This is a genomic window from Streptomyces laurentii, from assembly GCF_040635425.1.
GTDB classification, from domain to species: Bacteria; Actinomycetota; Actinomycetes; order Streptomycetales; family Streptomycetaceae; genus Streptomyces; species Streptomyces laurentii.
Map to the genome: position 1 here is coordinate 1 of NZ_JBEYHT010000086.1, position 26,789 is coordinate 26,789.

The 26,789-nt window shown below is 73.8% G+C and carries 23 protein-coding genes; 14 read left to right on the forward strand and 9 right to left on the reverse strand.

Annotated elements, in window-relative coordinates; genetic code table 11:
* Positions 1-118 precede the first annotated feature (118 nt).
* Together ABZ693_RS33250 and ABZ693_RS33255 are read right to left on the reverse strand one after the other, a co-directional pair.
* Complete coding sequence (locus ABZ693_RS33250) at positions 119-994, reverse strand: undecaprenyl-diphosphate phosphatase (protein ID WP_359885101.1); 876 nt, start codon at positions 992-994, stop codon at positions 119-121.
* Between the two features lie 261 nt (positions 995-1,255).
* Entirely contained in the window at positions 1,256-2,017 is a 762-nt protein-coding gene (locus ABZ693_RS33255; RefSeq protein WP_359885102.1) for a TVP38/TMEM64 family protein, read from the reverse strand.
* 58 nt (positions 2,018-2,075) lie between these two features.
* Between ABZ693_RS33255 and ABZ693_RS33260 the strand changes: the two genes are divergently transcribed.
* The 3 genes from ABZ693_RS33260 (at position 2,076) to ABZ693_RS33270 (ending at position 4,741) form a co-directional block, all read left to right on the forward strand.
* Entirely contained in the window at positions 2,076-2,807 is a 732-nt protein-coding gene (locus ABZ693_RS33260; RefSeq protein ID WP_359885104.1) for a DNA alkylation repair protein, read from the forward strand.
* A 78-nt stretch (positions 2,808-2,885) separates the two neighbouring features.
* Positions 2,886-3,758 carry a patatin-like phospholipase family protein gene (locus ABZ693_RS33265; protein ID WP_359885106.1) on the forward strand — a complete coding sequence of 291 codons (873 nt, stop codon included), beginning with the start codon at positions 2,886-2,888 and terminating at the stop codon, positions 3,756-3,758.
* Between the two features lie 137 nt (positions 3,759-3,895).
* Positions 3,896-4,741, forward strand: a complete 846-nt coding sequence (locus ABZ693_RS33270; protein ID WP_359885108.1) for a spermidine synthase — start codon at positions 3,896-3,898, stop codon at positions 4,739-4,741.
* 48 nt (positions 4,742-4,789) lie between these two features.
* Here the strand turns inward: ABZ693_RS33270 and ABZ693_RS33275 are convergent, their stop codons facing one another.
* Positions 4,790-6,073: an MFS transporter gene (locus tag ABZ693_RS33275; protein WP_359885110.1), complete on the reverse strand. Its 1,284-nt coding sequence runs from the start codon at positions 6,071-6,073 to the stop codon at positions 4,790-4,792.
* The gene (locus tag ABZ693_RS33280) at positions 6,070-7,236 is read right to left on the reverse strand and encodes a DUF8017 domain-containing protein (RefSeq protein WP_359885112.1); all 1,167 of its coding nucleotides are present in this window, start codon (positions 7,234-7,236) and stop codon (positions 6,070-6,072) included. The genes ABZ693_RS33275 and ABZ693_RS33280 overlap by 4 nt, the downstream gene beginning before the upstream one ends.
* A gap of 95 nt (positions 7,237-7,331) precedes the next feature.
* On the opposite strand from ABZ693_RS33280, the gene ABZ693_RS33285 reads away from it, so the two are divergent.
* The 3 genes from ABZ693_RS33285 to ABZ693_RS33295 all read left to right on the forward strand — a co-directional run bounded on the left by ABZ693_RS33285 (position 7,332) and on the right by ABZ693_RS33295 (position 11,696).
* Complete coding sequence (locus ABZ693_RS33285) at positions 7,332-7,793, forward strand: DUF4442 domain-containing protein (RefSeq protein ID WP_359885114.1); 462 nt, start codon at positions 7,332-7,334, stop codon at positions 7,791-7,793.
* A gap of 574 nt (positions 7,794-8,367) precedes the next feature.
* On the forward strand, positions 8,368-10,971 hold the full coding sequence (locus ABZ693_RS33290) for a glycoside hydrolase family 3 C-terminal domain-containing protein (protein WP_359885116.1): 2,604 nt from the start codon (positions 8,368-8,370) through the stop codon (positions 10,969-10,971).
* A gap of 47 nt (positions 10,972-11,018) precedes the next feature.
* The gene (locus ABZ693_RS33295) at positions 11,019-11,696 is read left to right on the forward strand and encodes a DedA family protein (protein ID WP_359885117.1); all 678 of its coding nucleotides are present in this window, start codon (positions 11,019-11,021) and stop codon (positions 11,694-11,696) included.
* A gap of 96 nt (positions 11,697-11,792) precedes the next feature.
* Here the strand turns inward: ABZ693_RS33295 and ABZ693_RS33300 are convergent, their stop codons facing one another.
* Positions 11,793-12,332 carry a gamma carbonic anhydrase family protein gene (locus tag ABZ693_RS33300; RefSeq protein ID WP_359885119.1) on the reverse strand — a complete coding sequence of 180 codons (540 nt, stop codon included), beginning with the start codon at positions 12,330-12,332 and terminating at the stop codon, positions 11,793-11,795.
* 136 nt (positions 12,333-12,468) lie between these two features.
* On the opposite strand from ABZ693_RS33300, the gene ABZ693_RS33305 reads away from it, so the two are divergent.
* A complete protein-coding gene (locus ABZ693_RS33305; RefSeq protein WP_359885121.1) occupies positions 12,469-13,236 on the forward strand; it encodes an acyltransferase in 768 nt (255 codons plus the stop codon).
* Between the two features lie 64 nt (positions 13,237-13,300).
* Here the strand turns inward: ABZ693_RS33305 and ABZ693_RS33310 are convergent, their stop codons facing one another.
* Positions 13,301-14,170: a DMT family transporter gene (locus ABZ693_RS33310; RefSeq protein ID WP_359885141.1), complete on the reverse strand. Its 870-nt coding sequence runs from the start codon at positions 14,168-14,170 to the stop codon at positions 13,301-13,303.
* Positions 14,171-14,265: 95 nt separating this feature from the next.
* Here ABZ693_RS33310 and ABZ693_RS33315 point away from each other — a divergent pair, with 95 nt between their 5' ends.
* Positions 14,266-14,838: a helix-turn-helix domain-containing protein gene (locus ABZ693_RS33315; RefSeq protein ID WP_359885123.1), complete on the forward strand. Its 573-nt coding sequence runs from the start codon at positions 14,266-14,268 to the stop codon at positions 14,836-14,838.
* 13 nt (positions 14,839-14,851) lie between these two features.
* Here ABZ693_RS33315 and ABZ693_RS33320 read toward each other — a convergent pair whose 3' ends face one another.
* Entirely contained in the window at positions 14,852-15,280 is a 429-nt protein-coding gene (locus ABZ693_RS33320; RefSeq protein WP_359885124.1) for a CoA-binding protein, read from the reverse strand.
* A gap of 155 nt (positions 15,281-15,435) precedes the next feature.
* Here ABZ693_RS33320 and ABZ693_RS33325 point away from each other — a divergent pair, with 155 nt between their 5' ends.
* The 5 genes from ABZ693_RS33325 to ABZ693_RS33345 all read left to right on the forward strand — a co-directional run bounded on the left by ABZ693_RS33325 (position 15,436) and on the right by ABZ693_RS33345 (position 22,957).
* Positions 15,436-16,062 carry a YigZ family protein gene (locus ABZ693_RS33325; RefSeq protein WP_359885126.1) on the forward strand — a complete coding sequence of 209 codons (627 nt, stop codon included), beginning with the start codon at positions 15,436-15,438 and terminating at the stop codon, positions 16,060-16,062.
* A gap of 78 nt (positions 16,063-16,140) precedes the next feature.
* Entirely contained in the window at positions 16,141-17,310 is a 1,170-nt protein-coding gene (locus ABZ693_RS33330) for an exonuclease SbcCD subunit D (RefSeq protein ID WP_359885128.1), read from the forward strand.
* Positions 17,307-20,402, forward strand: coding sequence for an AAA family ATPase (locus ABZ693_RS33335; protein WP_359885130.1), 3,096 nt, complete (start codon positions 17,307-17,309; stop codon positions 20,400-20,402). Before ABZ693_RS33330 ends, ABZ693_RS33335 begins: the two co-directional genes overlap by 4 nt.
* A 182-nt stretch (positions 20,403-20,584) precedes the next feature.
* The gene (locus tag ABZ693_RS33340; protein ID WP_359885132.1) at positions 20,585-21,883 is read left to right on the forward strand and encodes a hypothetical protein; all 1,299 of its coding nucleotides are present in this window, start codon (positions 20,585-20,587) and stop codon (positions 21,881-21,883) included.
* A gap of 72 nt (positions 21,884-21,955) precedes the next feature.
* Positions 21,956-22,957 carry a helix-turn-helix domain-containing protein gene (locus tag ABZ693_RS33345; protein WP_359885134.1) on the forward strand — a complete coding sequence of 334 codons (1,002 nt, stop codon included), beginning with the start codon at positions 21,956-21,958 and terminating at the stop codon, positions 22,955-22,957.
* Positions 22,958-23,015: 58 nt separating this feature from the next.
* On the opposite strand, the gene ABZ693_RS33350 is transcribed toward ABZ693_RS33345, so the two are convergent.
* Positions 23,016-24,812 (reverse strand): DUF885 domain-containing protein, encoded by a 1,797-nt coding sequence (locus ABZ693_RS33350; protein WP_359885136.1) that lies wholly within the window; start codon positions 24,810-24,812, stop codon positions 23,016-23,018.
* 58 nt (positions 24,813-24,870) lie between these two features.
* Positions 24,871-25,368 (reverse strand): Lrp/AsnC family transcriptional regulator, encoded by a 498-nt coding sequence (locus tag ABZ693_RS33355; RefSeq protein ID WP_359885138.1) that lies wholly within the window; start codon positions 25,366-25,368, stop codon positions 24,871-24,873.
* Between the two features lie 60 nt (positions 25,369-25,428).
* Between ABZ693_RS33355 and ABZ693_RS33360 the strand changes: the two genes are divergently transcribed.
* Complete coding sequence (locus ABZ693_RS33360; protein WP_359885139.1) at positions 25,429-26,646, forward strand: trans-sulfuration enzyme family protein; 1,218 nt, start codon at positions 25,429-25,431, stop codon at positions 26,644-26,646.
* Positions 26,647-26,789: the final 143 nt, after the last annotated feature.

Genomic DNA, 26,789 nt, shown 5'->3' on the forward strand with positions numbered 1-26,789 from the left:
CCGCCGCTACCTCATCTGGCGGAACAAGCACGCCACCGACCAACGCCTACGCGAAGTCGTCACCAGGGCAAACGTTGCCTGATGCGGCACTAGATAGCGCTACCTGTGAGGCCCTGGTTCAGTCGCCGGACTCGCCTGCGTGCGGGCTGAGGACATCGGTCCCGACCAGCACGAACAGCACGATGCCCAGTGCAATTCGATACCACACGAACGGCATGAAGCTCTTGGTGGTAATGAAGCGCATGAACCAGGCGATCACCGCGTAGCCGACCACGAAGGCGATGACCGTGGCGAAGAACGTGGGTCCCCACGACACATGGCCGCCCTCGGCCGCGTCCTTCAGCTCGAAGGCGCCGGAGGCCAGCACGGCGGGGATGGCGAGCAGGAAGGAGTAGCGGGCGGCGGCCTCACGGGTGTAGCCCATGAACAGACCGCCGGAGATGGTCGCGCCGGACCGGGAGACGCCCGGGATCAGCGCCATGGCCTGGCAGACGCCGAAGATCAGACCGTCCCGGACGCCCAGTTCCTTCAGCGACTTGCGCTCGCGCGCGGCACGGTGCCGGCCGCCGAGTTCGTCGCGGGCCGCGAGCCGGTCGGCGAAGCCGAGGACGATGCCCATGACGATGAGGGTGGTGGCGGTGACCCGCAGATCGCGGAACGGGCCCTCGATCTGGTCCTTGAGCGTGACGCCGAGGACGCCGATCGGAATGGAGCCGACGATGACCAGCCAGCCCATCTTGGCGTCGTGGTCGCCCCGCATCGACTTGTCGAACAGCGAGCGGAACCACGAGGAGACGATCCGCACGATGTCCTTGCGGAAGTAGAGCAGGACGGCGGCCTCGGTGCCGATCTGGGTGATCGCGGTGAACGCGGCGCCGGGGTCCTCCCAGCCGGAGAACGCGGCGGTGAGCCTCAGGTGCGCGCTCGACGAGATCGGGAGGAACTCGGTCAGCCCCTGGACGAGTCCGAGGATGAATGATTCGAACCAACTCATGGGGGCAGGGCCGTCCCGAAGGTGCGTGTGCGGTCAACAGTCGGGCGCAGCGTACCGCCCGAAGGTGACGGGGCCATGGACAGAGCGTGGCCGTACGGGGTGGCGGGCGAGCGCCCCGAAAAGGGCGGCCGGTGCGCGGCCGGTCGGGGCCCCTTGGGGCCGCCGTCCGGGGCCGTCCCTCGGCTCGCGGCGCGACCGGGCGAGGTACGGGGGGAGAGACTCCCGCCGCCCCGCGTGCGTACGCCGCGCCGCTCCCCGTTCTTATGCGGTCACGCGCTCGCGCTCGGCGGAGCTGCCCTCGGCCGCGAGGTCTCCCGCGGCGACGTCCGGTCGGCCCGCTCCGCGCAGGTGGTGGCGTTTGCGCCAGCCCACCACCGCGGCGCCCGCGGCCGACACGACGATGAAACCGGCCGAGACCAGGAACGCGGGAGACGTGGGCGAGGTCGCCTCGCTGCCCGCGACCGCGTAGGCCGCCGTGTTCGGCATGGAGCCGAGACCGGTCGCGAGGAGGAAGGAGGAGTACCGCATCCGGGACACCGAGGCCGCGTAGTTGGCCACCGCGAACGGCATCCCCGGGAACAGCCGGATCGCCAGCATCGACCGGAACCCGTGCCGGCTCAGCTGCCCGTCCGCCGCCTTCATCCAGCGGCCCCGGACGTACGGGCGCAGCGCCTCCTGCCCGAGCGCGCGGCCCAGCGCGAAGGACAGGCCCGCGCCGAGGACCGTGCCGGCCAGCGCCCCCGCGAACCCGTACAGGCTGCCGAAGAGGGCGCCCGCCGCCAGGTTCAGGATCGGCCGCGGGACCAGCGCCGCCGTACACACCCCGTACGCGAGCCCGAACACCACGACGGCGCCGGCCCCGCTCAGCTGCGGCGGCCAGCCCGACGCGAGCAGCCGCTGCGGCTCGAAGAGCAGCACCGACAACCCCGCGGACAGCAGGATCACGGCCAGATACACCAGCCGGGCCTTGGGCGACAGAAGCACGCGGGGAGCGTAACCGACACCGGGGCGTGATCGCCGCACTCGTGCGCCCTCACGCCACTCCTCGCCGCCTCCGGAAGGCGGGTCCTAAGGTGACCGCATGACGTCCGCAGCCCCGGATCGCGCCGTTCCCGGCAGTGCCCTCGCCGACACCGTGCTCGCCCGGCTCACCGAGCTCTATCCGGCCGCCGGCGACCCCGTCCGGGCGGGGGAGACGGCCGCGTACATGAAGGACGTGGCGCCCTTCCTCGGACTGCGCACGCCGGAGCGCCGCGCCCTGTCGCGTACGGTCCTGGCCGGTCTGCCCGCCCCCGCCGAGGCCGACTGCGCGGCCGTCGCGCTGCGCTGCTTCGCCCTGCCCGAGCGCGAGTACCACTACTTCGCCGTCGACTACCTGCGCCGGTACGCCGGGCGCTGCTCCTCGGCCTTCCTTCCCGTCGCCCGCACCCTCGTCACCACCGTGTCCTGGTGGGACACCGTCGACCTGCTCGCCGCGCACGTCGTCGGCGCGCTCGTCGCCGCCGATCCGGCGCTCGCCGTCCGCATGGACGAGTGGATCGCCGACGACGACCGCTGGATCGTCCGGACCGCCCTCCTCCACCAGCTGCGCTTCAAGGACGCCACCGACGCCGGCCGGCTCTTCTCGTACTGCCTGCTCCGCTCCGGCCACCCCGACTTCTTCATCCGCAAGGCGATCGGATGGAGCCTGCGGGAGTACGCGAAGACCGATCCGGACGCCGTCCGTGCCTTCGTCGCGGAGCAGTCCTCCCGGCTCTCGCCGCTCTCGGCGCGCGAGGCGCTCAAGAACATCGGAGGCCCCAACAGCGGCTGAAAGCACGGGACTCGGGTGGGGCGGGGTATTCCGTACCCCGGCCGAATCGCGTCCCGCCGGGTCCGGCACACTCGGTTCATGAAGCAGACAACGGGGAGTACGGCACTGGTGCTCGGCGCGGGCGGAATGACCGGCGCGGGGTGGGAGATCGGGATCCTGAAGGGGCTGGCCGAGGCCGGCACGGACCTCACGACCGCCGATCTGATCGTCGGCAGCTCGGGGGGTGCCGTCGCCGCGGTCCAGGTGGCCGCCGGGAAGCTGTCGCTCGACGCGCTGTACGAGAGCCAGCTCATCGAACCCACCGGCGAACTGCCCGGCCACCTCGGCGCCGGGGCGATCGCCAAGTACGCGGTGGCGGTGCTGCGTTCGCACACGCCCGAGGAGTACGGGCAGCGGCTCGGCCGGCTCGCGGCGGCCGCCGAGACCGTCACGCCCGCCGCCCGCCGCGAGGTCGTCGCCGGCCGGTTCGACCACGAGGTCAGCTGGCCCGACCGGCGTCTGCTGGTCACCGCCGTCGACGCCGAGAGCGGCGAACTCGCCGCCTTCGACGGCGCCGCCTCCGGCCCGTACGCGGACGTGTCCCTCGTCGATGCCGTCACCGCCAGCTGCGCCATCCCCGGCGTCTGGCCGGTCGTCGACCTGGCCGGCCGCCGCTGGATCGACGGCGGCGTCCACTCCACCGCCAACGCGCACCTCGCCGCCGGGTACGAGCGCGTCGTGATCATCGCGCCCAACGGCTCCGGCAACAAGGTGATCGTGTCCCCGGACCGCCAGGGCGCCGACCTCGCCGCCGCGGGCGCCCGGGTCGAGGTCGTCACCCCGGACGCCGAGTCGAAGCGGGCCTTCGGCCGGAACTCGCTCGACCCGGCCCGCCGCGTCCCGGCCGCCCGCGCCGGACGCGCCCAGGCCGCCGCCCACGCGAAGGCGGTCGCCGCGGTCTGGGCGGGCTGAGCACCGCGGCCGCGGGGTCGGTGCGAGCGCCTCAGGTCGGGTGCGGCACCTTGCCGCCGGTCGGGGTCGGTGCCGCACGCCTGGTCACGGTGGGCACCGCCGACGGGAGCGGTCCGCGGCCCCGGCACAATGAAGGGGTGAACGAGCAGATTCCCGTCATCCGTGACGTCGACTGGGGCACCGCCCGGCTCATGCCCGACGTGGACACCGAGCGGGGCTGGCTGCTCACGGTCGACGGCGCGCCCCAGTCGTACGTCGACCTCGACGACCCGGCCCACCTGGAGTTCGAGTACGCCCAGCGGCTCGCCCATGTCGCCGACCACGCCGCCGAGCCCGGCGTCCCGCTCGACGTCGTCCACCTGGGCGGCGGGGCGCTCACCCTGCCCCGGTACCTCGCCGCCACCCGGCCCGGCTCCCGGCAGCAGGTGGCCGAGGCGGACCGGGGGCTGCTCGCGCTCGTCGCCGAGCACCTGCCGCTGCCGCCCGGCTCCGGCATCGAGGTGCACGGCGCTGACGCCCGGGAGTGGCTGGAGGCCGCGCCCGACGACTCCGCCGACCTGTTGATCGCCGACGTCTTCGGCGGCTCGCGGGTCCCGGCGCACCTCACGTCCGTCGAGTACGCGCGCGAGGCGCGACGCGTCCTCCGGCCGGGCGGCACCTACGCGGCGAACCTCGCGGACGGCGCCCCGTTCGCCTTCCTCCGCGCCCAGCTCGCCACCTTCGCGGCCGTCTTCCCCGAACTGGTGAGGATCGCCGAACCGGCGGTGCTGCGCGGCCGCCGCTTCGGCAACGTGGTGCTCGTGGCCTCGGACCGGCCGGTCGACACCGCGGGCCTGGCCCGCCGTACCGCCGCCGATCCCTTCCCGGCGCGGGTCGAGTGGGGCGAGGCGCTGACCCGCTTCACCGGCGCGGCCCGGCCGGTACGGGACACCGAGGCGGTGCCGTCCCCGGTGCCGCCGGACGGCTCCTTCGGCATCGGCTGACGAAGGCGCGCGCGAAGGCGCGGGCGAAGGTTCGGCGGACGGGGGCGGTCACGGCCGCGGGGCCGCCGCCTCCTCGCTCCGTACCCCCGCACCGTCCGAGCCCGCAGCCACGGGCTTCGCGGGACGGCGCGTCAGGTTCCGTACGTCCGGGACCAGCAGCACCAGTGCGGTGGCCACGACGATGATCACCGCCGAGCCCCACAGCGCGGTGCCGCGGCCGAAGGCGGCCTCGGCGGGGCCGGCCAGGGCCGTGGAGAGCGGCAGCATCGCCGTCGAGCCGAACCAGTCGTAGGCGGCGACCCGGGACAGCTTCTCCTCCGGGATCTCCTGGTGCATCGCCGTCATCCAGGAGACGCCGAACACCTCGATCGCCACTCCGCTGACGAACATGGCGGCGGACAGCCCGACCACGTCGAGCGGCACCGCGAGCGCCGCCGACGGCAGTGCGATCGGGAACACGCACAGGGTGCCCACGAGCAGCAGCCGGCGCGGTTTCCACCGGATCATCAGGACCGCGCCGCACAGCGTGCCCACCCCGAACGCGGCGAGCGCGAGCCCCCACGGCCGGGCGCCGCCCAGCGCATCGCGGGCGACCAGTGGCCCGTACACCGACTCGGCCGCGCCGACCAGCGCGACCACGACCGAGAACTGGGCGACGATCGACCACAGCCAGGGGCGGCCGACGAACTCGTCCCAGCCCTCGCGTAGATCGGCGAGCAGCCCCCCACCGGGCGCGCGTTCGGGCATATGCCGTACGTCGAGGAAGGCGCGCAGCCCGCCCGCCACGGCGAACGCCGCCGCGTCGATGGCCAGCACCCAGCCCGGCCCGAAGGCCGTGATCAGCGCGCCGCCGAGCGCGGCCCCGCCGATTCCGGCGCCATGCATGGACATACGGAAGAGCGCGAAGGCGCGGCTGACCTGTTCGCCGCTCACGCTGGACATCAGCATGCCCTCCGCGGCCGGGCTGAAGAAAGCCTGCCCGGTGCCGCACAGCGCGGTCAGCAGCATCATGTGCCACAGCCGGGCCTCGTCGGTGAGGACGAGCACGGCGAAGACCGCCTGCGAGACGCAGTTGAGGGCGTTGGCCGCGACCATCACGCGGTGCCGCGGCACCCGGTCGGCGATCGCGCCGCCGATGAGGAGGAAGAGCACCAGCGGCAGCGTGCGGGCCATCGCGACCAGACCGACGTCCCCGCCGTCGCCGCCGGACTGGATGACGGCGAACGCCGCCGCGATCAGGGCACCGTGGGTGCCCAGGTTGGTGACGATCGCGGCGGCGGTCAGCAGCAGGTAGTTCCGCCCGGCCCAGTCGGGTCTGCGGACCAGGGTCACGACTCCGGGGTCTCCGGGGCCAGTCGGACGGTCGCGAGGATCTTCTGGACCGTGGCGTCCGGGAGTTCGTCGTTCACGCCCTCGGCGGCGTAGAGCACGAAGGAGGAGTAGTCGCCCTTGGCGTTCTTGAAGGAGAAGGCGACGGACTTGCCGTCCGACTCGCACTTGTTGCGCTTCTTGATGTTCGGGGCGGTGGCGGTGGCCATGCTGCCCTTGAGGCCCGAGGTCGTCGTGTATTCGACGGCCTTGGTGACCTTGATGGTGCCCTTGGGCATGTGCTGGGCGTAGCCGGCCCAGACCCAGTTGCCGGCCTCGTTGAAGGCCGCCTCGTCGGTGTTCTTGGCGCCCTGGCCGCCCTTGGTGCCGGCGGTGCTGAGGCCCCAGGTCTCCTCGGTGCCGTTCTTGTCGGTGTCGTACGTGCACCAGTTGCTCTTGAAGTGCGCGGGCGAGGTCATGGTGACGACGGGGGAGCCGTCGCCCTTCGCCTCGTCCTCGAAGAAGGTGATCACACCCGGCTTCGAGACCTCCCACTCCGGCGGGACGTCGAACAGCGTGCCGTACTTGGGGTTGTAGACGACCTTCCAGCCGGGGATCGTCGGCTGGTGCGACGCGCCGGCGCGCGGGTTGGCCAGCGACGGGGACGCCGAGGAACTCGGCTGCGAGGAGGACGGCGGCGCCTTGGGGTCCTCGGCCTGGTTCTTCTTGTCGTCGTCCTTGCCGAGGACCAGATAGCCGGCCACGCCCGCCGCGGCGAGCACGGCGACGGCGGCGACGATCGCCACCACGGTGGTCTGCTTCTTCTTCTCGCCGTCACCGCCGCCGGGCATGGGCGGGCCGGGCACCGCGTACTGGCCGGCCGGCATGGTCGGCTGCTGGTACGGGTTCGGCTGGCCGTAGCCGCCGGGCTGCGCGGGCTGCTGGTACGGGTTCGGCTGCTGCCCCGGCTGCTGGCCCGGGTTCGGGTGCTGACCCGGATTCGGGCTCGCCTGGCCGAAACCCGCGGGCATCGTCGGCTGCTGGTACGGGTTCGGCTGCTGAGGGTGCTGAGGGTGCTGCGGGTTCGGCGCCCCGTAGCCGGGCTGCGGTCCCGGCTGGGCGTACGGGTTCTGACTCTGGTCCTGCGGGTTCTGCTCGCCCCCGGGCGGCTGCTGTCCTGGCCACATGGGCCGTAACGATAGAGGGGCGGCGTGCACGGGGCTACGGCCGCCCCTGGCGGAGAATGGCGCCGACTGGCTACCCGTGGGTAACATCACGGCCCATGAGCGCAGAGCAGATGTCCGTCGGCGAGATGCTCGCCGCCACGGTTCCCATGGCCAAAACCCTCGACCTCGAGTTCCTGGAGACCACCGGCGAGCGGGCCGTGGTCCGCCTGCCGGACCAGGCCGCGTACCACAACCACGTCGGCGGCCCGCACGCCGGCGCCATGTTCACCCTCGCCGAGTCCGCCAGCGGCGCCATCGTCCTGGCCGCCTTCGGCGACCAGCTGAACCGCGCGGTCCCGCTCGCCGTCAAGGCCGAGATCGCGTACAAGAAGCTCGCCATGGGCGTCGTCACCGCCACCGCGACCCTGGGCCGCCCGGCCGCCGAGGTCGTCGCCGAACTCGACGCGGGTCAGCGCCCCGAGTTCCCGGTCCGGATCGACATCACGCGCGAGGACGGCGCCGTCACCGGCGAGATGACCGTCCTGTGGACGCTCCGGCCGAACAACCGGGAGAGCTGAGCCGACCCCGGCGACCCGACGCGGCGGCATCGCCATGCCTCCCGTACCGGGGAGGCATGGCGATGCCTGTTTCCGGGGTCACCGGAGCGTGTTCGCCCGCGGGTCAGTACACGCGCCGTGACGCTGCTGCTCGGCGTGCCGCCGGGGGTAGCCGGTCCGCAGGCGGCGAGCGACAGGACGGCGGCGAGGGCGGCGGCGGTGACGGCGCCGAGGTGACGCGTCTTCGCTGCCTTCATCCGACTGCCGAGCGATCCCACCATGGAGAACTCCTGGGAGACAAAGGTCCTTTGATGAGAGACCACGACAAAAGTCTTGTCGGATATGAAGATCGTGCAATCGGTTCGATGCGGACATGGGTGATGTCCCCCCGCTGATCCCTCTGGGGCGCACAACAGGCGCCGCGCGTACGCCTGGAGCGCATCGGGGCGTCAGTATTTTTGGGCCCGCGCCCATTCCGAGTGACGGCTCGGACAGAGTTACGGTCGGCACGGCGACACGAAAACGGACACACCGTCACGCATAGTGCGGTCAACGCATGATCGCAGGAATCGTGCCGGTCCGAAGGAGCGCCGTCGTGCCCCACGCCCCCCTCCCGGAACAGCCGGAGCCGTCGCGACGGGACACCCCCGTCACCGCCCTCGCGCCCCGCCGGATCTCCCGGCGCCGCCTGCTGCTCACCCTCGCCGGCGCGGCCGCCCTCAGCGCCGCCCCCAGCCTGGCCGGCGGCACTCCGGCCGCCGCCGCCCGTCCCCGCGTCCCCGGCGGCACGCCCGCCAAGGGGCGGGTGAGCGAGCGCGTCGCCGACCTGCTCGCCCGGCTCACGCTCGAGGAGAAGTCCGCGCTGCTGCACGGCGCCACCGACCCCGAAGGCCTCGGCCAGGCCGGCTACGTTCCGGGGATTCCCCGCCTCGGCATCCCGCCGCTCCGGCTCGCCGACGGCCCCGCAGGCGTCCGCGTCCGCGAGCACGCCACCGCGCTGCCCGCACCCGTGATGCTCGCCGCCGCCTTCGACCCCGGCCTCGCCCGGGCGTACGGCCAGGTCATCGGCCAGGAGGGCCGCGCTCTCGGCCAGGACGTGCTCCTGTCGCCCATGGTCAACCTCATCCGCACCCCGTACGCGGGCCGGAACTTCGAGACCTTCTCCGAGGATCCGCTGCTCTCCGCCGACATGGTCGCCGAGGAGGTCCGCGGCATCCAGGCCGAGGGCCTCATCGCCACCGTCAAGCACGTCGCCCTCAACAACCAGGAACACGGCCGGATGAGCGTCGACGTCCGGGCCGGCGAACAGACCCTGCACGAGACCGAGTTGCGCGGCTTCGAGGCCGCCGTCACGGCCGGGACGGGTGCCGTCATGGCCGCGTACAACAAGGTCGACGGCGTCCACGCCACCGAGAGCCGGATGCTCCTCACCGACGTCCTGCGCGGCCAATGGGGCTTCGAGGGCTGGGTGATGAGCGACTGGGGCGCCGTCCACGCCACCGCCGCGCTCACCGCCGGCTGCGACATGGAGATGCCCGGCGGCCGTCACTTCGGCGCCCCGCTCGTCACCGCCGTCCGCGAGGGCCGGATCGACGAGGCCGACGTCGACACCGCCGTACGCCGCCTGCTGACCGTACGCGAACGCTTCGGCGCCCTCGACGCGTCGCCGGCCGGCGGCTCCGGGGCCGCCGCCGGGCGGTCCGCCCGGCCCGCGCGTGACGCCGCGGCCGGAGCCCGGGTCGCGTTGAACGTCGCGCTCGCCGGCGCCACCCTGCTGCGCAACGAGAACCGGACGCTTCCGCTCACCGGCCAGGCCGCCCGCTCCCTCGCCGTCATCGGCCCCACCGGCCGGGTGCCGTTCGTCAGCGGCGGCGGCAGCGCCCACGTCGTCCCGGACGCCGCCACCAGCCCCCTCGACGCCCTGCGCACCCGGGCCGGCGGCGGTGCCACCGTCACGTACGCCCTCGGCGAGGACCCCTACGGCAAGCCGCTGCCCGACACCGGAGCCGCCTTCAAGCCCGCCCCGGACCTCGACGCCGTCCAGGTCCCCGCCGGCAAGACCCACCGCTACGAGGGCACCTTCACGACCACGGCCGACGACGACTGGAGCTTCTTCGTCCACTACGGCGGCAAGCGCCCCACCGTGACCCTCGACGGCGCCGAACTCTTCCCCACCCAGTCGGGCGACGCGGAGGTCTTCAACGGGGGACTCGGCGGGACCGCCGACGACGGCCTCACTCTGCGCCGCGCCGACCGCCGGCTGACCGCCGGCACCCACCGGCTCACCGTCACGGCCGCCGGCGGCACCGCCGGCCAGCTCGTCCGGCTGCGCGCCGCCGACGGCACCACCCGCACCGCCGACCTCACCGAGGCCACCGCCGCCGCCCGCGCCGCCCACAGCGTCGTCCTGTTCGCCTACGAGGACGCCACCGAGGGCCGCGACCGCGGCCGGCTCGCGCTGCCCGGCCGCCAGGACGACCTGATCAAGGCCGTGACCGCCGTCAACCCCCGGACCACCGTGGTCCTCAACACCTCGTCCGCCGTCACCATGCCCTGGCTCGCGGACACCGGGGCGGTGCTCCAGATGTACTACCCGGGCCAGGAAGGCGGCCCCGCCACCGCCGCCGTGCTCTTCGGCGACGCCGACCCGGGCGGCCGGCTCACCCAGACCTTCCCGAGCGGCGACGACGCCCACCCCACCGCCGGCGACCCCGGCCGCTACCCCGGCAAGGACGGCGTCGAGCGGTACGCGGAGGGCATCCACGTCGGCTACCGCTGGTACGACGCCGAGGACGTCACCCCGCTCTTCCCCTTCGGCCACGGCCTGTCGTACACCACCTTCCGCTACGAGGGCCTGGCCGTCGCCCCCGACCGCGGCGGGCTCCGCGTCTCCTTCACCGTCGCCAACACCGGGACCCGGGCCGGCATCGACGTCCCCCAGGTGTACGTCGGCCCCTCCCCGGACCTCGCCGGCCTCGGCATCGACCAGCCGCGCCGGCTGCTCGCCGGCTATCAGCGGCTCCGGCTCGCCCCCGGCGAGCGGCGCAAGGTCACCGTGTCCGTCACGGCCCGCACCCTGTCCTCCTGGGACGAGGCCCGGCACCGCTGGGTCCTGGGCACCGGGGCGCGGGAGGTCGCGGTCGGGGCGTCGGCCCGGACGCTGACCCTGCGGGCGCGGGCCGCCGTCCGTACACCCTGACCGGGTAGGCTGCCGGGGTCCGGTCGCGCCACGGGAGAGGAACGCGCGTGCACGTCCAGGAATGGCTGGAGACGATCCCTGCGGTCGCCGTCTACGCGCTGGTCGGGTTGGTGATCGGGGTCGAGAGCCTGGGCATCCCGCTGCCCGGCGAGATCGTCCTCGTCAGCTCCGCCCTGCTGGCTTCCCAGCACGGCCACATCAACCCGTACGTCCTCGGCGCGTGCGCGACCGTCGGCGCCGTCGTCGGCGACTCGATCGGCTACGCCATCGGCCGCAGGGGCGGCCGCCCGCTGCTCGAAAAACTGGGCAGGAGGTTCCCGAAGCACTTCAGCGAGGCCAATATCGGCCTCGCTGAGCGCTCCTTCGAGAAGTGGGGCATGTGGGCGGTCTTCTTCGGCCGCTTCGTCGCCCTGCTGCGGATCTTCGCCGGGCCGCTGGCAGGCGTGCTGCGCATGCCGTACTGGAAGTTCCTGATCGCCAACGTCTTCGGCGGCCTGCTCTGGGCCGGCGGCACCACGGCCGTCATCTACACGGTGGGCGTCGTCGCCGAGGCGTGGCTCAAGCGCTTCTCCTGGCTGGGCCTGGTGCTCGCGGTCCTCATCGGCCTCGGCTCGCTGCTGATCCTGAAGAACCGGGCCAAGAAGGCCGCGGCCGCCGCCTCCGCGCGGACGGCGACCGAGCCGGAGACCGGCAGCCCCGCGGCCGAGGCCGCCGGCCGGAACTGACCCGCCGATCCGGCGATCCACCGATCCGGCGGACGCGGCACGCAAGACCCTTGGAATCGGGGCCCGGGCTCAAGCCCGGGCCCCGATTCTCGTGCCCTACTCGTCCGCGAAGGCCTCGGCATGGACCGTGGCGAGGTGCAGATACATCTCGGCGTTGAGCCGGATCCCGGCCTGCTCCTCCTCCGTCAGCGGACGGCGCACCTTCGCCGGAACCCCCGCCACCAGTGAGCCCGGCGGCACCTCCATCCCCTGCGGGACCAGCGCCTGCGCCGCCACCAGGGAACCGGCGCCGATCCGGGCGCCGTTCAGGACCGTGGCGCCCATGCCGACGAGCACGTCGTCCTCGACGACACAGCCGTGCACGGTCGCGTTGTGGCCGATCGTCACCCGCGCCCCGATCCGTACGGGGAAACCCGGATCCACATGGACGGTGCAGTTGTCCTGCACATTGGAGTCCTCGCCGATCTCGATCGGCCCGCAGTCCGCCCGCAGCACCGCGTGGTACCAGATCCCGGCGCGCGCCCCGAGCGTGACCTCGCCGAGCACCACCGAGGTCGGCGCCGTGAACGCCGTCGGATCGATCCGCGGCTCCTTGCCGCCCACGCCCTTGATCAACGCCCCTGACACATCCGTCATCGTTCGCTCCAGAAGTCTTCGTTAGCGGTCGCGCCTCGCGGCAGACCCTAGGGGGTGTCAGGCGGGCCCGCGCCCATGACGGACATCACAGGGCACCCCGGTGATCAGCGCCGACGCCGCCGACTACGGTGTCCGGGTGCCCCGGAACAGAGACACGTTCTCCTCGCTGACCGCCTGGCGACGCCGCGTCGTCGCCCGCGCCCTGCAGGGCGGCTGGCGACGGATCCAGCAGGCCGGCGCCGTCACCGCCGAGCACCCGGGGCGGCTGCGCTTCCGCCGGATCGGCGAGGGCACCCGGCTGGCCTTCCCCCAGGGCACCGTCTTCGGCGAACGCTGGATCGAGATGGGCGCCTGCTGCATCATCGCCGAGCAGGTCACGCTGACCGCGGGCATGCTGCCCGACCTCGACCTCGGTACGGACACCGTGCTGACCCTCGGCGACGGCGTCGTCCTCGGCCGCGGCAGCCACGTCATCGCCGAGGCCCCCATCAGCATCGGCTCGGACACGTACTGCGGGCCGTACGTCTACATCACCTCGACCAACCACAGCTACGACGACCCCGACGTGCCCGTCGGCCGGCAGTGGCCCCGCTCGGAGCCGGTCGTCATAGGCCCCGGCTGCTGGCTCGGCACCGGCGCGGTGATCCTGCCCGGCGCCCGGATAGGCCGGAACGTCGTGGTGGCCGCCGGGGCGGTCGTCCGGGGCGAGGTCCCCGACCACGCGGTGGTGGCGGGCGCGCCCGCGAAGGTTGTCCGCTCGTACGATCCGGAGAAGGGCTGGCAGCCGCCGCTGCGCACGCCCGCGCCCCGGCCCATCCCCGCCGGCATGACCGCGGAGCAGCTGGCGGCGCTCGCCGGCCTCGGGGCGGAGGACCTCAAGACGCCGGCCGAACTGGAGAGCTGACCCGCGAGGGCGGCGGCCGGGGCGGCGCCGTGGTCCCTGAGACTCGGCTGATCCGTCGTGCGGCTCAGCCCGTCGCGAGCAGGAGCGTGCCCACCAGGGCCAGGCCCGCGCCCGCGGCCTGGACCGCGCGCAGCCGCTCCTTCAGCAGGCCGCGCGCGGCGAGTGCCGTCACGACCGGGTAGAGGCTCGCGAGGACCGCGGCGATCGTCGCGGGCCCGTGCTGGGCGGCGAGCGCGTACGTGCCGTTGGCGGCGACGTCCGAGAGTCCCACGAACGCCAGCGCGGGCAGGGCCGCGACGAGCATGCGCGGACCGCCGCCTTCCGCTGGCAGGGCCGGATGGCCGCGCCGTGCCGACAGCCACAGGGCGACGCCGCCCACCACGATGTTGGTGACCCGCTGGACGAACAGGGCGAGGAACAGACCGGTCACGGTGGTGGAGGCCTCGGAGATCAGCGCCATCACGGCGCCGAAGCCGAAGGCCGCGAAGAGGGTGAACAGCACCGTCTGGCGCTGGACGGGCGCGCCGCACAGCTCCGGTCCGCCGGCGAGTCCCACCCCGGCGATCGCCACCGCGATGCCGGCGAACTGGAGTATGCCCGGCGGTTCGCCGAGCAGCAGGGCGACGGATACCGGGACGACGACGCCGAGCGCGCCGAGCGACGAGACGACGCCCATCGGACCGAGCGCGAGCGCCCGGTAGAAGGCGAGCATCGCCGTGGGGCCGACCAGGCCCGCCCCGATGGCGTACCAGAGCCGGGGGCCGGCCTCGCCGAACGCTCCGGTGGCGAGAACGACGGCGCCGAGCACGGCGACGGTGATGGACTGGGAGATCACGACGACGGTCAGGGCGGGGAAGCGGCGGGTGAGCAGCCCGCCGCCGAAGTCGGAGAGGCCCCACATCAGACAGGTGGCCAGCGCGAACAAGGCCGTCATGGGCAGGCCCTCGCAGTACAGTGCAGTGAACAAGCAGGTGCACCACACCGTAGTGCAGTCTATTGGACTGCGTCATTCACTCTATTGGATGGAATGTGTCGGATCTCGATCAGCTCACCCAGTCGCTCGCCCGCAATCTCCGGTACTGGCGCAACGAACGCGGCTACACGCTGGACGTCCTCTCCGCCCGGGCCGCGGTCAGCCGCGGCATGATCATCCAGATCGAGCAGGCCCGCACGAACCCCAGCGTCGGCACCACCGTCAAGCTGGCCGACGCGCTCGGCGTCCCGATCACCACGCTGCTCGACTACGAGCAGGGCCCCCAGGTCCGTCTCGTCCCGCCGGAGCAGGCCGTACGGATGTGGTCCACCGCCGCCGGCAGCAACAGCACCCTGCTCATCGGCAGTGACGCCCACGGCCCGCTGGAGCTGTGGCACTGGACCCTGATGCCGGGCGACGGCAGCACCTCGGACCCGCACCCCGAGGGCACCACCGAACTCCTCCACGTCACCGCCGGAACGCTCACCCTCGTCGTCGACGGCGAGGAGCACGTCGTGCCGGCCGGCACCTCCGTCGCCTTCGCGGGCCACGCGCCGCACACCTACCGCAACGACGGCTCGGTGCCGGCGGAGACGACCCTGGTCGTCTCCATCCCGCCCGTGCGCTGAGGCCCCCGGACGATCAGCCCAGCTTGGGGATCTCGATGGCGGGGCAGTGGTCCATGACCATCTCCAGACCCGCCTCCCGCGTCCGCGCGTACGCCTCCGGGTCGATCACCCCGAGCTGGAACCAGACCGCCTTCGCGCCGACCGCCACGGCCTCGTCCGCGATCCCGCCCGCCAGATCGCTGTTCACGAACACGTCGACGACGTCCACCGGGAACGGGATGTCCGCCAGCGACGCGTACCCCTGCTCCCCGTGCACCGTCCGCGCCTTCGGATGCACCGGCACGATCCGCTTCCCGAACCGCTGCAGCACCGTCGCCACCCGGTACGCGGCCCGCTCCTGGTTGTCGGACAGCCCGACGATTGCCCAGGTGTCCCCGCTCTCGGTGAGAATCCTGCGGACCGTCTCCGCCTCGGCCTCGGCGTTCCTCGTCTCCACGCTCATGTGACGTGCCTTCCTGCTCCGCTCCGGTGACACCCGGTGAAATGACCGGACACCAGAGTGAACACTTCGTGACCCCCGGTCCTTCCCGGCACCGTCGGGGACTCCGGTTCCCACCGGGGGCCGGGGCCGGTGTTCCGGGAGCATAGGCTGGCGGGATGCAGGAGCAGTACCGCACGCTCGCCGCCGAGGGCGTACACGAGTCCGAGATCAACCGCTCGCGCTTCATCTGCGCGCTGGCGCCCGTCGCCTCCGAGGAGGAGGCACAGGCGTTCGTCGCCCGGATCCGCCGCGAGCACGCCACCGCCACCCACAACTGCTTCGCGTACGTCATCGGCGCCGACGCCTCCGTACAGAAGGCGTCGGACGACGGCGAGCCCGGTGGCACCGCCGGGGTGCCGATGCTCCAGATGCTGATGCGGCGCGAGATGCGGTACGTGGCGGCCGTCGTCACCCGCTACTACGGCGGCGTGAAGCTCGGCGCGGGCGGTCTCATCCGGGCGTACGGCGGAGTCGTCGGCGAGGCCCTGGACGCGCTCGGCACCGTGACCCGGCGCCGCTACCGGCTCGCCACCGTCACCGTCGACCACCAGCGGGCCGGCAAGCTGGAGAACGATCTGCGGTCCACCGGCCGGCAGGTCCTCGGCGTCGCGTACGGGGCGGCGGTCACCCTGGAGATCGGGCTGCCCGACGCGGACGTGCCGGCCTTCACCGCCTGGCTCGCCGACGCCACCGCCGGCGAGGCCGCCCTCGAACTCGGCGGCGAGGCGTACGGCGATGCGTGAGCCGGACCACCGGGAGGACGGCCCGGCGGACAGCGCCCCGGACGGCGTTGTCGGACCCCACCGCTACGCTCGCCCCTCATGAGGCTTCTGCACACGTCGGACTGGCATCTGGGGCGCTCGTTCCACCGGGTCGCCCTGCTCGACGCCCAGGCCGCGTTCCTCGACCACCTGGTGGCGACCGTGCGGGAGCGCGAGGTGGACGCCGTCCTGGTCGCCGGGGACGTCTACGACCGCGCGGTGCCGCCGCTCGCCGCCGTCGAACTCTTCGACACCGCCCTGCACCGGCTCGCCGACGCCGGGGTGCCGACGGTGATGATCTCCGGCAACCACGACTCGGCCCGCCGCCTCGGCGTCGGCGCCGGGCTCCTCGACCACGCCGGCGTCCATCTGCGGACCGACCCGGCGGGCGCCGGCACCCCCGTCGTCCTCGCCGACCGCCACGGCGACGTCGCCCTCTACGGCCTGCCGTACCTCGAACCCGCCCTGGTCCGCGAACAGCTCGGCGCCGCCCGGTCCGGTCACGAGGCCGTGCTCACCGCCGCCATGGACCGGGTCCGCGCCGACCTCGCGGCCCGCCCCGCCGGCACCCGCTCCGTCGTCCTCGCGCACGCCTTCGTCGCCGGCGGCGAGCCCAGCGACAGCGAGCGCGACATCACCGTCGGCGGCGTCGCCGCCGTCCCGGCCGGCGTCTTCGACGGCGTCGACTACGTGGCCCTCGGCCACCTGCACGGCAGCCAGACCGTCACCCCCCGCGTCCGCTACTCCGGCTCCCCGCTCGCGTACTCCTTCTCCGAGACCACGCACCGCAAGACCATGTGGCTGATCGACCTCGGCGCCGACGGCGCGATCGACACCGCCGAACGGATCGACTGCCCCGTGCCCCGGCCGCTCGCCCGCGTCCGCGGCCGGCTCGACGACCTGCTCGCCGACCCCGACCTGACCCGCCACGAGGACTCCTGGGTCGAGGCCACCCTCACCGACCCCGCGCGGCCCGCCGACCCGATGGCCCGGCTCACCGCCCGTTTCCCGCACACCCTCCACCTCGTCTTCGATCCCGACCGCACCGACGACGACCCACTCGTCTCGTACGCCACCCGGCTGCGCGACCGCAGCGACCAGCAGATCGCGGAGGACTTCGTGGCCCACGTCCGCGGCGGCGCCGGACCCGACGACGCCGAACGCGCCGTCCTGACCGCCGCCTTCGACGACGTACGGGTGGACACCGCCGAGCGCGAGGCAGGCCGATGAGACTGCACCGCCTGGCGGTCACCGCCTTCGGGCCCTTCGGCACCACCCAGGAGATCGACTTCGACGCCCTGTCGTCGGCCGGGCTCTTCCTCCTGCACGGACCCACCGGCGCGGGCAAGACCTCGGTCCTCGACGCCGTCTGCTTCGCGCTGTACGGAGCCGTGCCCGGCGCCCGCCAGAGCCCCGGCACCAGCCTGCGCAGCGACCACGCCGCCGCCGGCACCCCCACCGAGGTCCTCCTCGAACTCACCGTGGGCGAGCGGCGCTTGGAGATCACCCGCCGTCCCGCCCAGCCGCGCCCCAAGAAGCGCGGCACCGGTGTCACCACCGAGAAGGCCCAGTCGTGGCTGCGGGAGTACGACCCCGAGGCCGGCCAGTGGCGCGCGCTCAGCCGTTCCCACCAGGAGATCGGCGAGGAGATCGGCGGACTGCTCGGCATGAGCCGCGATCAGTTCTGCCAGGTCGTCCTGCTGCCCCAGGGCGACTTCGCCCGTTTCCTGCGGGCCGACGCAGAGGCCCGCGGCAAGCTTCTCGGCCGGCTCTTCGACACCCGCCGCTTCGCCGCCGTCGAGGAACGCCTCGCCGAACTGCGCCAGAGCGCCGCACGCCAGGTCGGCGCGGGCGACGAACGACTGCTCGCCCTCGCCCACCGGATGGCCCAGGCCGCCGGACCCGCCTCCGCGGGCGCGGTGCCCGTCGCGGAACGCCCCGGCGAACCGGGCCTCGCCGACGCAGTCCAGACCCGCGCCGCCCTGGCCCGCAGCGAGGCCCGCGAAGCCCTCGACATCGCCCGGCTGCGGCTCGCCGCCGCCGAGGCGCGCCAGGACGCCGCCCGGACCGGCCTCGACACCGCCCGCGCGCACGCCGACCGGCAGGCCCGGCACGCCGAGGCCCTGCGCCGGAAGGCCGACCTCACCGCCCGCGTGCCCCAGCGGGACCAGTGGCAGGCCGCCCTGGACCGCTCCCGCGACGCCGACCGGGTCGCCCCCGCCCTCGCCCTGCGGGACCACGCCGAGCGCGCCCACCGTACGGCCGCCGTCGCCCGCGACCGGGCCCGGGCCCGGCTCGTCGAGCAGGCCGGACCGGCGGCGTACGCGCGGACGTCCCCGCCGGACGGCATGCCCGGACCGCTGCTGCCCGCCGGCCTCGCCGACGCCGGAGCCGAACAGCTCACCGACGTCGAACGCCGCCTGCGCGCCGAACTCGCCGGCCTGGAGTCCGCCCGCCGCGCCGAACGCCGGTACGACGAGATCACCGCCGAGCGCGCCGCCCTCGACAGGGAGGCCCGCGCCGCCGAGGAGGCCGCCGGGGACGACGCCGCCTGGCTGGCCGGCTGGGAGCCGCGCCGCGCCGCGCTCCGGCAGCACGTCGAGGACGCCCAGGAGGCCGCCGCCCGCGCCGAACAGCTCGCCGGCCGGCTCGATCCCGCCCGCCGCCGGCTCGCCGCCGCCCGTCGCCGCGACGACTTGGCCGCGGAACTCGCCACCGCCCGCGAGCGCCTGACGGAGGCCCGCGAGCGGCGCAACGAGGCTCACGAGCACTGGCTCGACGTCAAGTCCCGCCGTCTGCGCGGCATCGCCGCCGAACTCGCCGCCGCCCTCGCCCCCGGCGCGCCCTGCCAGGTCTGCGGCTCCCCGCACCACCCCGACCCGGCCCGCACGACCGCCGGCCACGTCGACCGGGCCGCCGAGGAGGCCGCCCACGACGCCTACACCCGCGCCGACGAATTCCGTACGGAGGCGGAGACCGCCGTCGCCGCCACGGCGGAGGCCTGGGAGGCCGCGCGCGAGCAGGCTCACGCAGGCGCCTCCGGGGACCCGGTGGCCGAGGACCCGCCCGTCGGCGCGCTCCTCCGGGAGGTGGAGACCCTGGCGCGTGCCCACGCGGACGCCCACGCCGTCGCCGCCCGCACCCACGCCGTACGGGAGGCCCTCGCCCGCGCCGAGTACGAGTACGAACAGCGCGCCGGCGCCCAGCGCGAGGCCGAGCGGCGGGCCGCCGCCCGGACCTCCCGGCGCGAGACGCTGGAAAGCCAGCAGACGGCCCTGGCCGACGAACTGGCCCAGGCCCGCGGGCAGTCCGGCAGCGTCGCCGCCCGGGCCGCGCTCCTGGAACGGTGGATCACCCGGCTGACCGGGGCGGCCGAGGCGGTCCAGGCCGCCGAGACCACCGCCCGCGGCCTGAAGGAAGCCGACGACCGGCTGGCCGACGCCGCGTACAAGGCCGGGTTCGAGACCCCCGCCCGGGCCGCCGACGCCCTGCTCGACGAGTCCGTCCGGCGCACCCTCCAGCAGCGCGTCGACGCCTGGCGGGCCGAGGCCGCCGCCGTCGCCGACCGGCTCGCCGAACCCGCCACCGCGGCCGCCGCGGCGCTGCCGCCCGCCGACCCGGCCGCCGCCGAAGCCGCGTACGGCACCGCCGAACGCGCCCTGCGCGAGGCCGCCACCGCGCTCGCCGCCGCCCGCGAGCGGGAGACCGCGCTGTCCCGGCTGTCCCGGGACGCCGACACCGAGGTCCGCCGACTCGGGCCGCTGCGCGAGGAGTACGAGCGGGTGACCCGGCTCGCCACCCTCACCGCCGGCACCTCGGCGGAGAACGAGCGCCGGATGCGCCTGGAGTCGTACGTGCTCGCCGCCCGCCTCGAACAGGTCGCGGCCGCCGCCACCGCCCGGCTGCGGCGGATGTCCGCCGGCCGCTACACGCTGGTCCACTCCGACGCCCGCAGCGGCGGCCGGCGCGCCGGACTCGGGCTGCACGTGGTCGACGCCTGGACCGGTGCCGAACGCGACACCGCGACCCTCTCCGGCGGCGAGACCTTCTTCGCCTCCCTCGCCCTCGCCCTCGGCCTCGCCGACGTCGTCACCGACGAGGCCGGCGGGGTCCGGCTCGACACCCTCTTCATCGACGAGGGCTTCGGCAGCCTCGACGACCAGAGTCTCGACGAGGTCCTCGACGTCCTCGACTCCCTGCGCGAACGCGACCGCAGCGTCGGCATCGTCAGCCATGTCGCCGACCTGCGCCGCCGGGTCCACGCGCAGTTGGAGGTCGTCAAGGAACGGCACGGTTCGGCGGTCCGGCAGCAGGGCGTCTGACCCGGCTTTTTTGGTGCGGCGGTACGGGGTGGGGCTGTCGGGCCCGGGCGATCGGGAGCCACAGGGCGGCAAAGACGCGTACGGTCAGTGAACGCTTGTTCTCATGGGGTGGCCGAGGACCGAGAGGCGGGGTGGGCATGGCGGGGATCAGTCGCCGGGGATTGCTGCGTGGTGGAGTGGTGGTGGGTGCGGCCACAGTCGTGGGAGGGACGACGTCGGCGGCGCGGGCCGCGGCCTCCGGCGTCAATCCGTCCGTCGCGGGTGAGGCGGCCCACGTCCGCGCTCTGCGCCAGGCACTGGACGACGCGGCGGCGGGCATCGCCGGCCCGGACGGCGTCGACGACACGGGCCGGATCATCGTGAAGGCCGGGTACGCGGGCGTCCCCACGTACACGCTGCTCGACACCCTGGTCATCGGCGGCGGCACGGTGCTGGACGCGACCGGCGCCCGGTTCGTCGCCAAGTTCGGCACCAGCACGCGGAATTACACGCTCGACCGGAAGAACCAGCACTCGCCCGCTCCCGTCTACACGACGGATGCCCAGGGCGTGTTCACCGCGCCCGCGGTCAGCGGGGCCAAGGCCGCCACCATGCTGATCAACCACGTCCCCGGCTCCGCCACGACGGGCTACTCGGCCCCCGGCGACATCAAGGTCAAGGGCGGCGAATGGGACCCGATATGGGCGTGGGTGTCGGCGGACACGGGTCCGGCGCGGGCCCGTGCCGACAAGGCGCCGCCGATGAACGCGCTGACCTTCATCCACACCGAGGACGTCGAGGTCGAAGGCGTGACGGTCTGGAACGTCAAGTGGTGGCACGCCGTCGAACTCAACGCCGTGCGACGGGGCGCGGTCCGCGACTGCTTCTTCAAGGGCTGGGTCGAGGACCCGACCCAGGGCCTGTGGCACGGCGAGGCCGTCCAGCTCGACCTGCCCCTGCCCGGCAACACCTGGGCCGGCGCCAGTGACGGCACCCCGACCGTGGACGTACAGGTCCAGCGCAACTCCGCGGGCGCGTCCGGCTCCCAGCCGTCCTGGGCCAAGCTGGTCGGCTCGCACACCGGCGGTCAGGAGGTCGGCCAGGTGCACGCGCGCGTGCTGATCGAGGGCAACGTCGTGGACGACGCCAAGTGGGACGCCGTCGGCGCGATGAACACCACCGGCATCACCGTCCGCGGCAACACGATCAACAACAGCTGCGGCGGCGTCTACGTCGGTTCCCTCACGGCGAAGACGGCCGGCCAGCCGCCGGTCCCGGTCGGGCCGAACCCCGTCGTGGGCGTCGACATCGTCGACAACCGGGTGACGGTGGCGGCGGGCGCCTCGGGGGCCCGGCGCGACGCGGTCCGCGTGACCGCGGACACGGCCGGGTTCGTCTCGCCGGTGAGCGACGTCGCGGTCACCGGCAACACGGTCGGTGGCGGAGGCTTCTCCTACAGCGCGAACGTCACCTTCCGATCCGGCACCACGCCACAACGCTGACGGCCGGCGGGCGTGGCGGCGGGGTTCCCGGTGTGTCTTCACGCGGCTCCCGGCGGCGGCCACCATGGCTGTATGTCCCAGCCCGCAGACGCCACGCCCGTGGTCTCGATGTCGAACAGCGATCTCGCCGGGCACGACCGGTTCGGCTGGTACGCCGACGTGGTGCGTGACGGAATCGCTCCCCTCACCCTGTCCAGTCCGTACGCCGCCGATTTCACGGCGCGGGTCGAGGCCACCAGGATCGGTGCCGCGCAACTGGCCGCGTTCTCGTTCCTGCCCTTGAGCGCGGTCCGGACCCCCACGGACATCCGGCGCGGTGATCCCGAGACGTACCAGCTGGGACTGGTCGAACGCAGTCCCATGCGGGCGACACAGCGGCGTGAGACGAGCGCCGTCCAGGTCGGCGGACTGGTCTTCTTCGACACGTCCTATCCGCTGGAGGCCGAATTCCCGGATCTCGGGGGCGAGGTCGTCGTCACCATCCTCCGGCTGCCCAAGCGTTCGTTTCCGCTGCCGAGCGGTCACGTGGACCGGCTGCTGTGCCGGCCGCTGAACTCGGGGAGCGTCACCGGCGCGCTGCTGCGCCACTTCATGGCCGCGGCTCTGCACCACGTCGACGACCGGTCGGTGAACGAGAACCTCCGCCTCGGCGGTATCGCGGTCGATCTGGCCGCGGCGTTTCTCGCCGGGCATCTGGATTCCGGCGCCCTGCTTCCGGCCGAGACCCGGAACAGGGCCCTGGTGGCCAGGATCGACGCCTTCATCGACGCGAACCTCGGCGATCCCCGCCTCACCCCGGCCGTCATCGCCGCACGGCACCACCTGTCGGTCCGCGCGCTGCACGCGTTGTTCCGCACCGAGCCGAACGCCGTCATGGGCACGGTGCGCCTGCGGCGGCTCGAACGCTGCCGGGAAGCCCTTCGCGACCCCCTGCTGAAGGACCAGCCGATCAGTGCGATCGCCGCGCGCTGGGGTTTCGGCAGCCCTGCGGAGTTCAGCCGCGTGTTCCGGAGAACGTACGGGATCACACCCAGGGAGTTCCGGAACGAACGCGGCCGGGAGAGTCCCTGGTGATCGCCCAAGACGTCCTCCGCCGTGCGCGGCACGGCGGAGGCGCGGTCCACGCCGGGGCTCAGAGCTTCGAGATCTCCTCGACCAGGTCGTCGAGGCCCAGCGGTCCCTGCGACAGCGCCGCCATGTGCCAGGCCTTCGCGTCGAACGCGTCGCCGTGCGCGGCCCGCGCGTTGGCGCGGCCGAGCAGCCAGGCGCGCTCGCCGAGCTTGTAGCCGATCGCCTGTCCGGGCATGGAGAGATAGCGGGTCATCTCGCTCTCCACGAACGCCGGCGGCCGGCTGCTGTGCCGCTGGAAGAACTCCTGGGCGAGGGCCGGCGTCCACCGCTCGCCCGGCCGGAACGGAGAGTCCGCCGGGATCTCCAGCTCCAGGTGCATGCCGATGTCCACGATCACCCGGCACGCCCGCATCATCTGCGCGTCCAGGTAACCCAGCCGCCGCTCCGGGTCCTTGAGGAAGCCCAGTTCGTCCATCAGCCGCTCCGCGTACAGCGCCCAGCCCTCGGTGTTGGCGCTGACCTTGCCGACCGTCGCCTGGTAGCGGGACAGCCGGTCGGCCATGTGCGTCCACTGCGCGAGCTGGAGGTGATGGCCGGGCACGCCCTCGTGGTACCAGGTCGACACCAGGTCGTACACCGGGAAGCGGGTCTGCCCGTCCACCGGCAGCCAGGTGCGGCCGGGGCGGGTGAAGTCCTCCGACGGGCCGGTGTAGTACGGGGCCGCCGCGCCGCCCGGCGGTGCGATCCGCGACTCCACCCGCCGTACCCGGTCGACCAGTTCGAAGTGGGTGCCGTCGAGTGCCTCGATCGCCTCGTCCATCAGACGCTGCAGCCACTCCTGGACCTCGGCCACACCTTCGATGTGCGCGCCGTGCTCGTCGAGGTGGGCCAGCGCCTGCCACGGGTCGGCTCCGGGCAGGATCCGGTCGGCCTCGTGCCGCATCTCGCCGAGCAGCCGGTGGTACTCGGACCAGCCGTACGCGTACGCCAGATCCAGGTCCAGGTCGGTGCCGTTGAAGAAGCGCGACCAGCGCTGGTAGCGATCGCGTCCCACGGTGTCGGGCGCGCCGGCCACGGCCGGGGCGTACACGTCCCGCATCCAGTCCCGCAGCGCCACGATCGCCCGGTCCGCGGCCGCCCCGGCCTCGGCCAGTTCGCGGCGCAGTTCCCCGGGCACCGCGCCGTCCGTGCCGTCGTCGCCCAGGGTGTCGGCCTCGCTCGCGAAGGTCGCGAACCAGCCGCGGACCTCCGCCTTCGTACCGGCCTCGCCTCCGTCGGCCGCGCCCGTACCGGCCTCGCCCGCGCCGACCGTGTCCGTACCGCCCTCGCCCGCCCATTCGGTGAGCTGCCCGACGAACGTCTCCGTGGCGCGCGGCCCGCCCCGCATGCCCCGTTCGAGACCGAGCTCCAGCGACTCCCGGTACCCCTCCAGCGCCGCCGGAACGGCGCGCAGCCGGGCGGCGACGGCCGTCCAGTCCGCCACGGTCGCGGTCGGCAGCACGGTGAAGGAGATCCGCACGCTGTGCGCGGGGGAGCGCAGGTTGCTGACCGCGCACAGGTTCTCGTCCGCGTCGTGGACGAGGAGCTGGGCCGTCAGCCGCTCCCGCAGCAGCCGGGCGCAGCGCCGCTCCGCCTCGTCCCCCGCGCCGGGCTGCCGTTCGGCCTCGTCGAGCCGCTCCAGGGTGTCCCGGGTGAGCGTGGCGAGGGCCTCCAGGCCGGCGGGGGAGAAGTCGGGCAGCCGGCCCGCGCTCTCCTGGACTCCCAGATAGGTTCCGGTGATCGGGTCGAGTTCGATGAGCGCGTCGACGTAGTCGTCGGCGACCTGACGGGGGAGCACGGTGAGGGAAGTCTCAGGCATGAACTCATCCTGGCCCGTTCGCCGCGGCGACGTCACCCTCGGACGATCTCATGCGATCTCAGTCGGCTGACAAATGAGCACCCGGGACGGGCGGCAGCAGCGGACCGCACTCCCACTGCTGGAAGATCAGCCGGGTCTCCACCCGGGCCACCTCGCGCCGTGAGGTGAACTCGTCGAGGACGAGTCGTTGCAGGTCGGCCGGGTCGGCGACGGCCACGTGGATCAGGTAGTCGTCCGGGCCGGTGAGATGGAACAGCGCCCGGGACTCCGGCAGGGCCCTGATCCGTTCGACGAACGGCCCGATCAGCTCCCGCCGGTGCGGGCGTACCTGGACGAGGAGCAGGGCCTCCAGTCCTCGGCCGAGTTTGGCCGGATTCAGTTGTAGCCGGTGCCCGAGGACCACGCCGGTGCGGCGCAGCCGCGCCACCCGGTCCAGACACGTGGAGGCGGCGACTCCGACCTCGGCGGCAAGCTCCCGGTAGGTGGTCCGGGCGTCGTTCTGCAGGAGGCGAAGAATGTGCAGATCGACCGTGTCCAGTACGACAGAATCGGCCATCGGCCGAACGTAGCACGGGACTTCACCGCTTCTGCCCGGGACACGTTCACAGTTCCGCGCATGGACACCTCCATGGACGCCTTCGACTCCTCCCCGTCGGCCGCCGCCCCCACCCGGGCCCTGGCCACCGAAGCCGTGCACGCCGGCCGCGACGACCTCGCGGAGCTGGGCCTGCACGCCCCGCCGCTCGATCTGTCCACCACCTACCCGTCGTACGACTCCCGGGCGGAGGCCGCCCGGATCGACGCGTTCGCCACCTGCGGCGCGCTGCCGGAGGGTTCGCCGGTCTACGCCCGGCTCGGCAACCCGACGACCGACCGTTTCGAGACCGCCCTCGCCCGCCTGGAGGGCACGGACGCGTCGGTCGCGTTCGCCAGCGGCATGGCCGCGCTCAGCGCCGTCCTGCTCAGCCGGGCGAGCCTCGGCCTGCGGCACGTCGTCGCCGTCCGCCCGCTCTACGGGTGCAGCGACCACCTGCTGAACGCCGGGCTGCTCGGCACCGAGGTCACCTGGACCGACCCGGCCGGCGTCGCCGCCGCCCTCCGCCCGGACACCGGTCTGGTGATGGTGGAGACGCCGGCCAACCCGACCCTCGCCGAGGTCGACATCCGGGCCCTCGCGCACTCCTGCGGCACCGTGCCGCTGCTCGTCGACAACACCTTCGCCACCCCGGTCCTGCAGCGGCCGGTCGAGCTGGGTGCCCGGATGGTGCTGCACAGCGCCACCAAGTACCTGGGCGGGCACGGCGACGTGATGGGCGGGGTCGTCGCCTGCGACGAGGAGCTGGCCGGCCCGCTGCGCCAGGTGCGGTTCGCGACCGGCGGGGTGCTCCACCCGCTCGCCGGCTATCTGCTGCTGCGCGGTCTGTCGACGCTGCCGGTACGGGTCCGGGCGGCGTCGGCGACCGCGGCCGAACTGGTCCGCCGGCTGGCCGCCGACCCGCGGGTCGCCCGGGTGCACTACCCGAGGATCGGCGGCGCGATGATCGCCTTCGAGGTGCACGGGGATCCGCACCGGGTGATCGCCGGGGTCCGGCTCGTCACCCCGGCGGTCAGCCTCGGCAGTGTCGACACCCTGATCCAGCACCCGGCCTCGATCAGCCACCGCATCGTGGACGCCGACGGCCGGCACGAGGGCGGGATCAGCGACCGGCTGCTGCGGATGTCGGTCGGCCTGGAGGACGTCGAGGACCTGTGGAGCGACCTGTTCCAGGCCCTGGGCGAGTACCCCGGCGGTGCCGCGGCGGCCGCGCACGAGGAGCCGGCCGTCCGCGTCTGACCGGCCGTCCGCGTCCGACCCGCTGACCGACTGGCGTACCGCCGGAGCCTTCTCGGCTCCTCGGCGGTACGCCGGGTGGGTCAGGGGCGCTCGGTTTCCTGACCCGGCGCTCCGGCGCGCGCCCCGGCGGGGGTGGCGGCGGC

Coding starts and splice junctions, on each gene's coding strand:
- ABZ693_RS33265 (WP_359885106.1), top strand. CDS start 2,886: ATGAAGCAGACAACGGGGAGTACGGCACTGGTGCTCGGCGCGGGCGGA.
- ABZ693_RS33285 (WP_359885114.1), top strand. CDS start 7,332: ATGAGCGCAGAGCAGATGTCCGTCGGCGAGATGCTCGCCGCCACGGTT.
- ABZ693_RS33310 (WP_359885141.1), bottom strand. CDS start 14,170: ATGACGGCCTTGTTCGCGCTGGCCACCTGTCTGATGTGGGGCCTCTCC.
- ABZ693_RS33330 (WP_359885128.1), top strand. CDS start 16,141: ATGAGGCTTCTGCACACGTCGGACTGGCATCTGGGGCGCTCGTTCCAC.
- ABZ693_RS33320 (WP_359885124.1), bottom strand. CDS start 15,280: ATGAGCGTGGAGACGAGGAACGCCGAGGCCGAGGCGGAGACGGTCCGC.
- ABZ693_RS33335 (WP_359885130.1), top strand. CDS start 17,307: ATGAGACTGCACCGCCTGGCGGTCACCGCCTTCGGGCCCTTCGGCACC.
- ABZ693_RS33350 (WP_359885136.1), bottom strand. CDS start 24,812: ATGCCTGAGACTTCCCTCACCGTGCTCCCCCGTCAGGTCGCCGACGAC.
- ABZ693_RS33355 (WP_359885138.1), bottom strand. CDS start 25,368: ATGGCCGATTCTGTCGTACTGGACACGGTCGATCTGCACATTCTTCGC.
- ABZ693_RS33345 (WP_359885134.1), top strand. CDS start 21,956: ATGTCCCAGCCCGCAGACGCCACGCCCGTGGTCTCGATGTCGAACAGC.
- ABZ693_RS33260 (WP_359885104.1), top strand. CDS start 2,076: ATGACGTCCGCAGCCCCGGATCGCGCCGTTCCCGGCAGTGCCCTCGCC.
- ABZ693_RS33325 (WP_359885126.1), top strand. CDS start 15,436: ATGCAGGAGCAGTACCGCACGCTCGCCGCCGAGGGCGTACACGAGTCC.
- ABZ693_RS33280 (WP_359885112.1), bottom strand. CDS start 7,236: ATGTGGCCAGGACAGCAGCCGCCCGGGGGCGAGCAGAACCCGCAGGAC.
- ABZ693_RS33300 (WP_359885119.1), bottom strand. CDS start 12,332: ATGACGGATGTGTCAGGGGCGTTGATCAAGGGCGTGGGCGGCAAGGAG.
- ABZ693_RS33360 (WP_359885139.1), top strand. CDS start 25,429: ATGGACACCTCCATGGACGCCTTCGACTCCTCCCCGTCGGCCGCCGCC.
- ABZ693_RS33250 (WP_359885101.1), bottom strand. CDS start 994: ATGAGTTGGTTCGAATCATTCATCCTCGGACTCGTCCAGGGGCTGACC.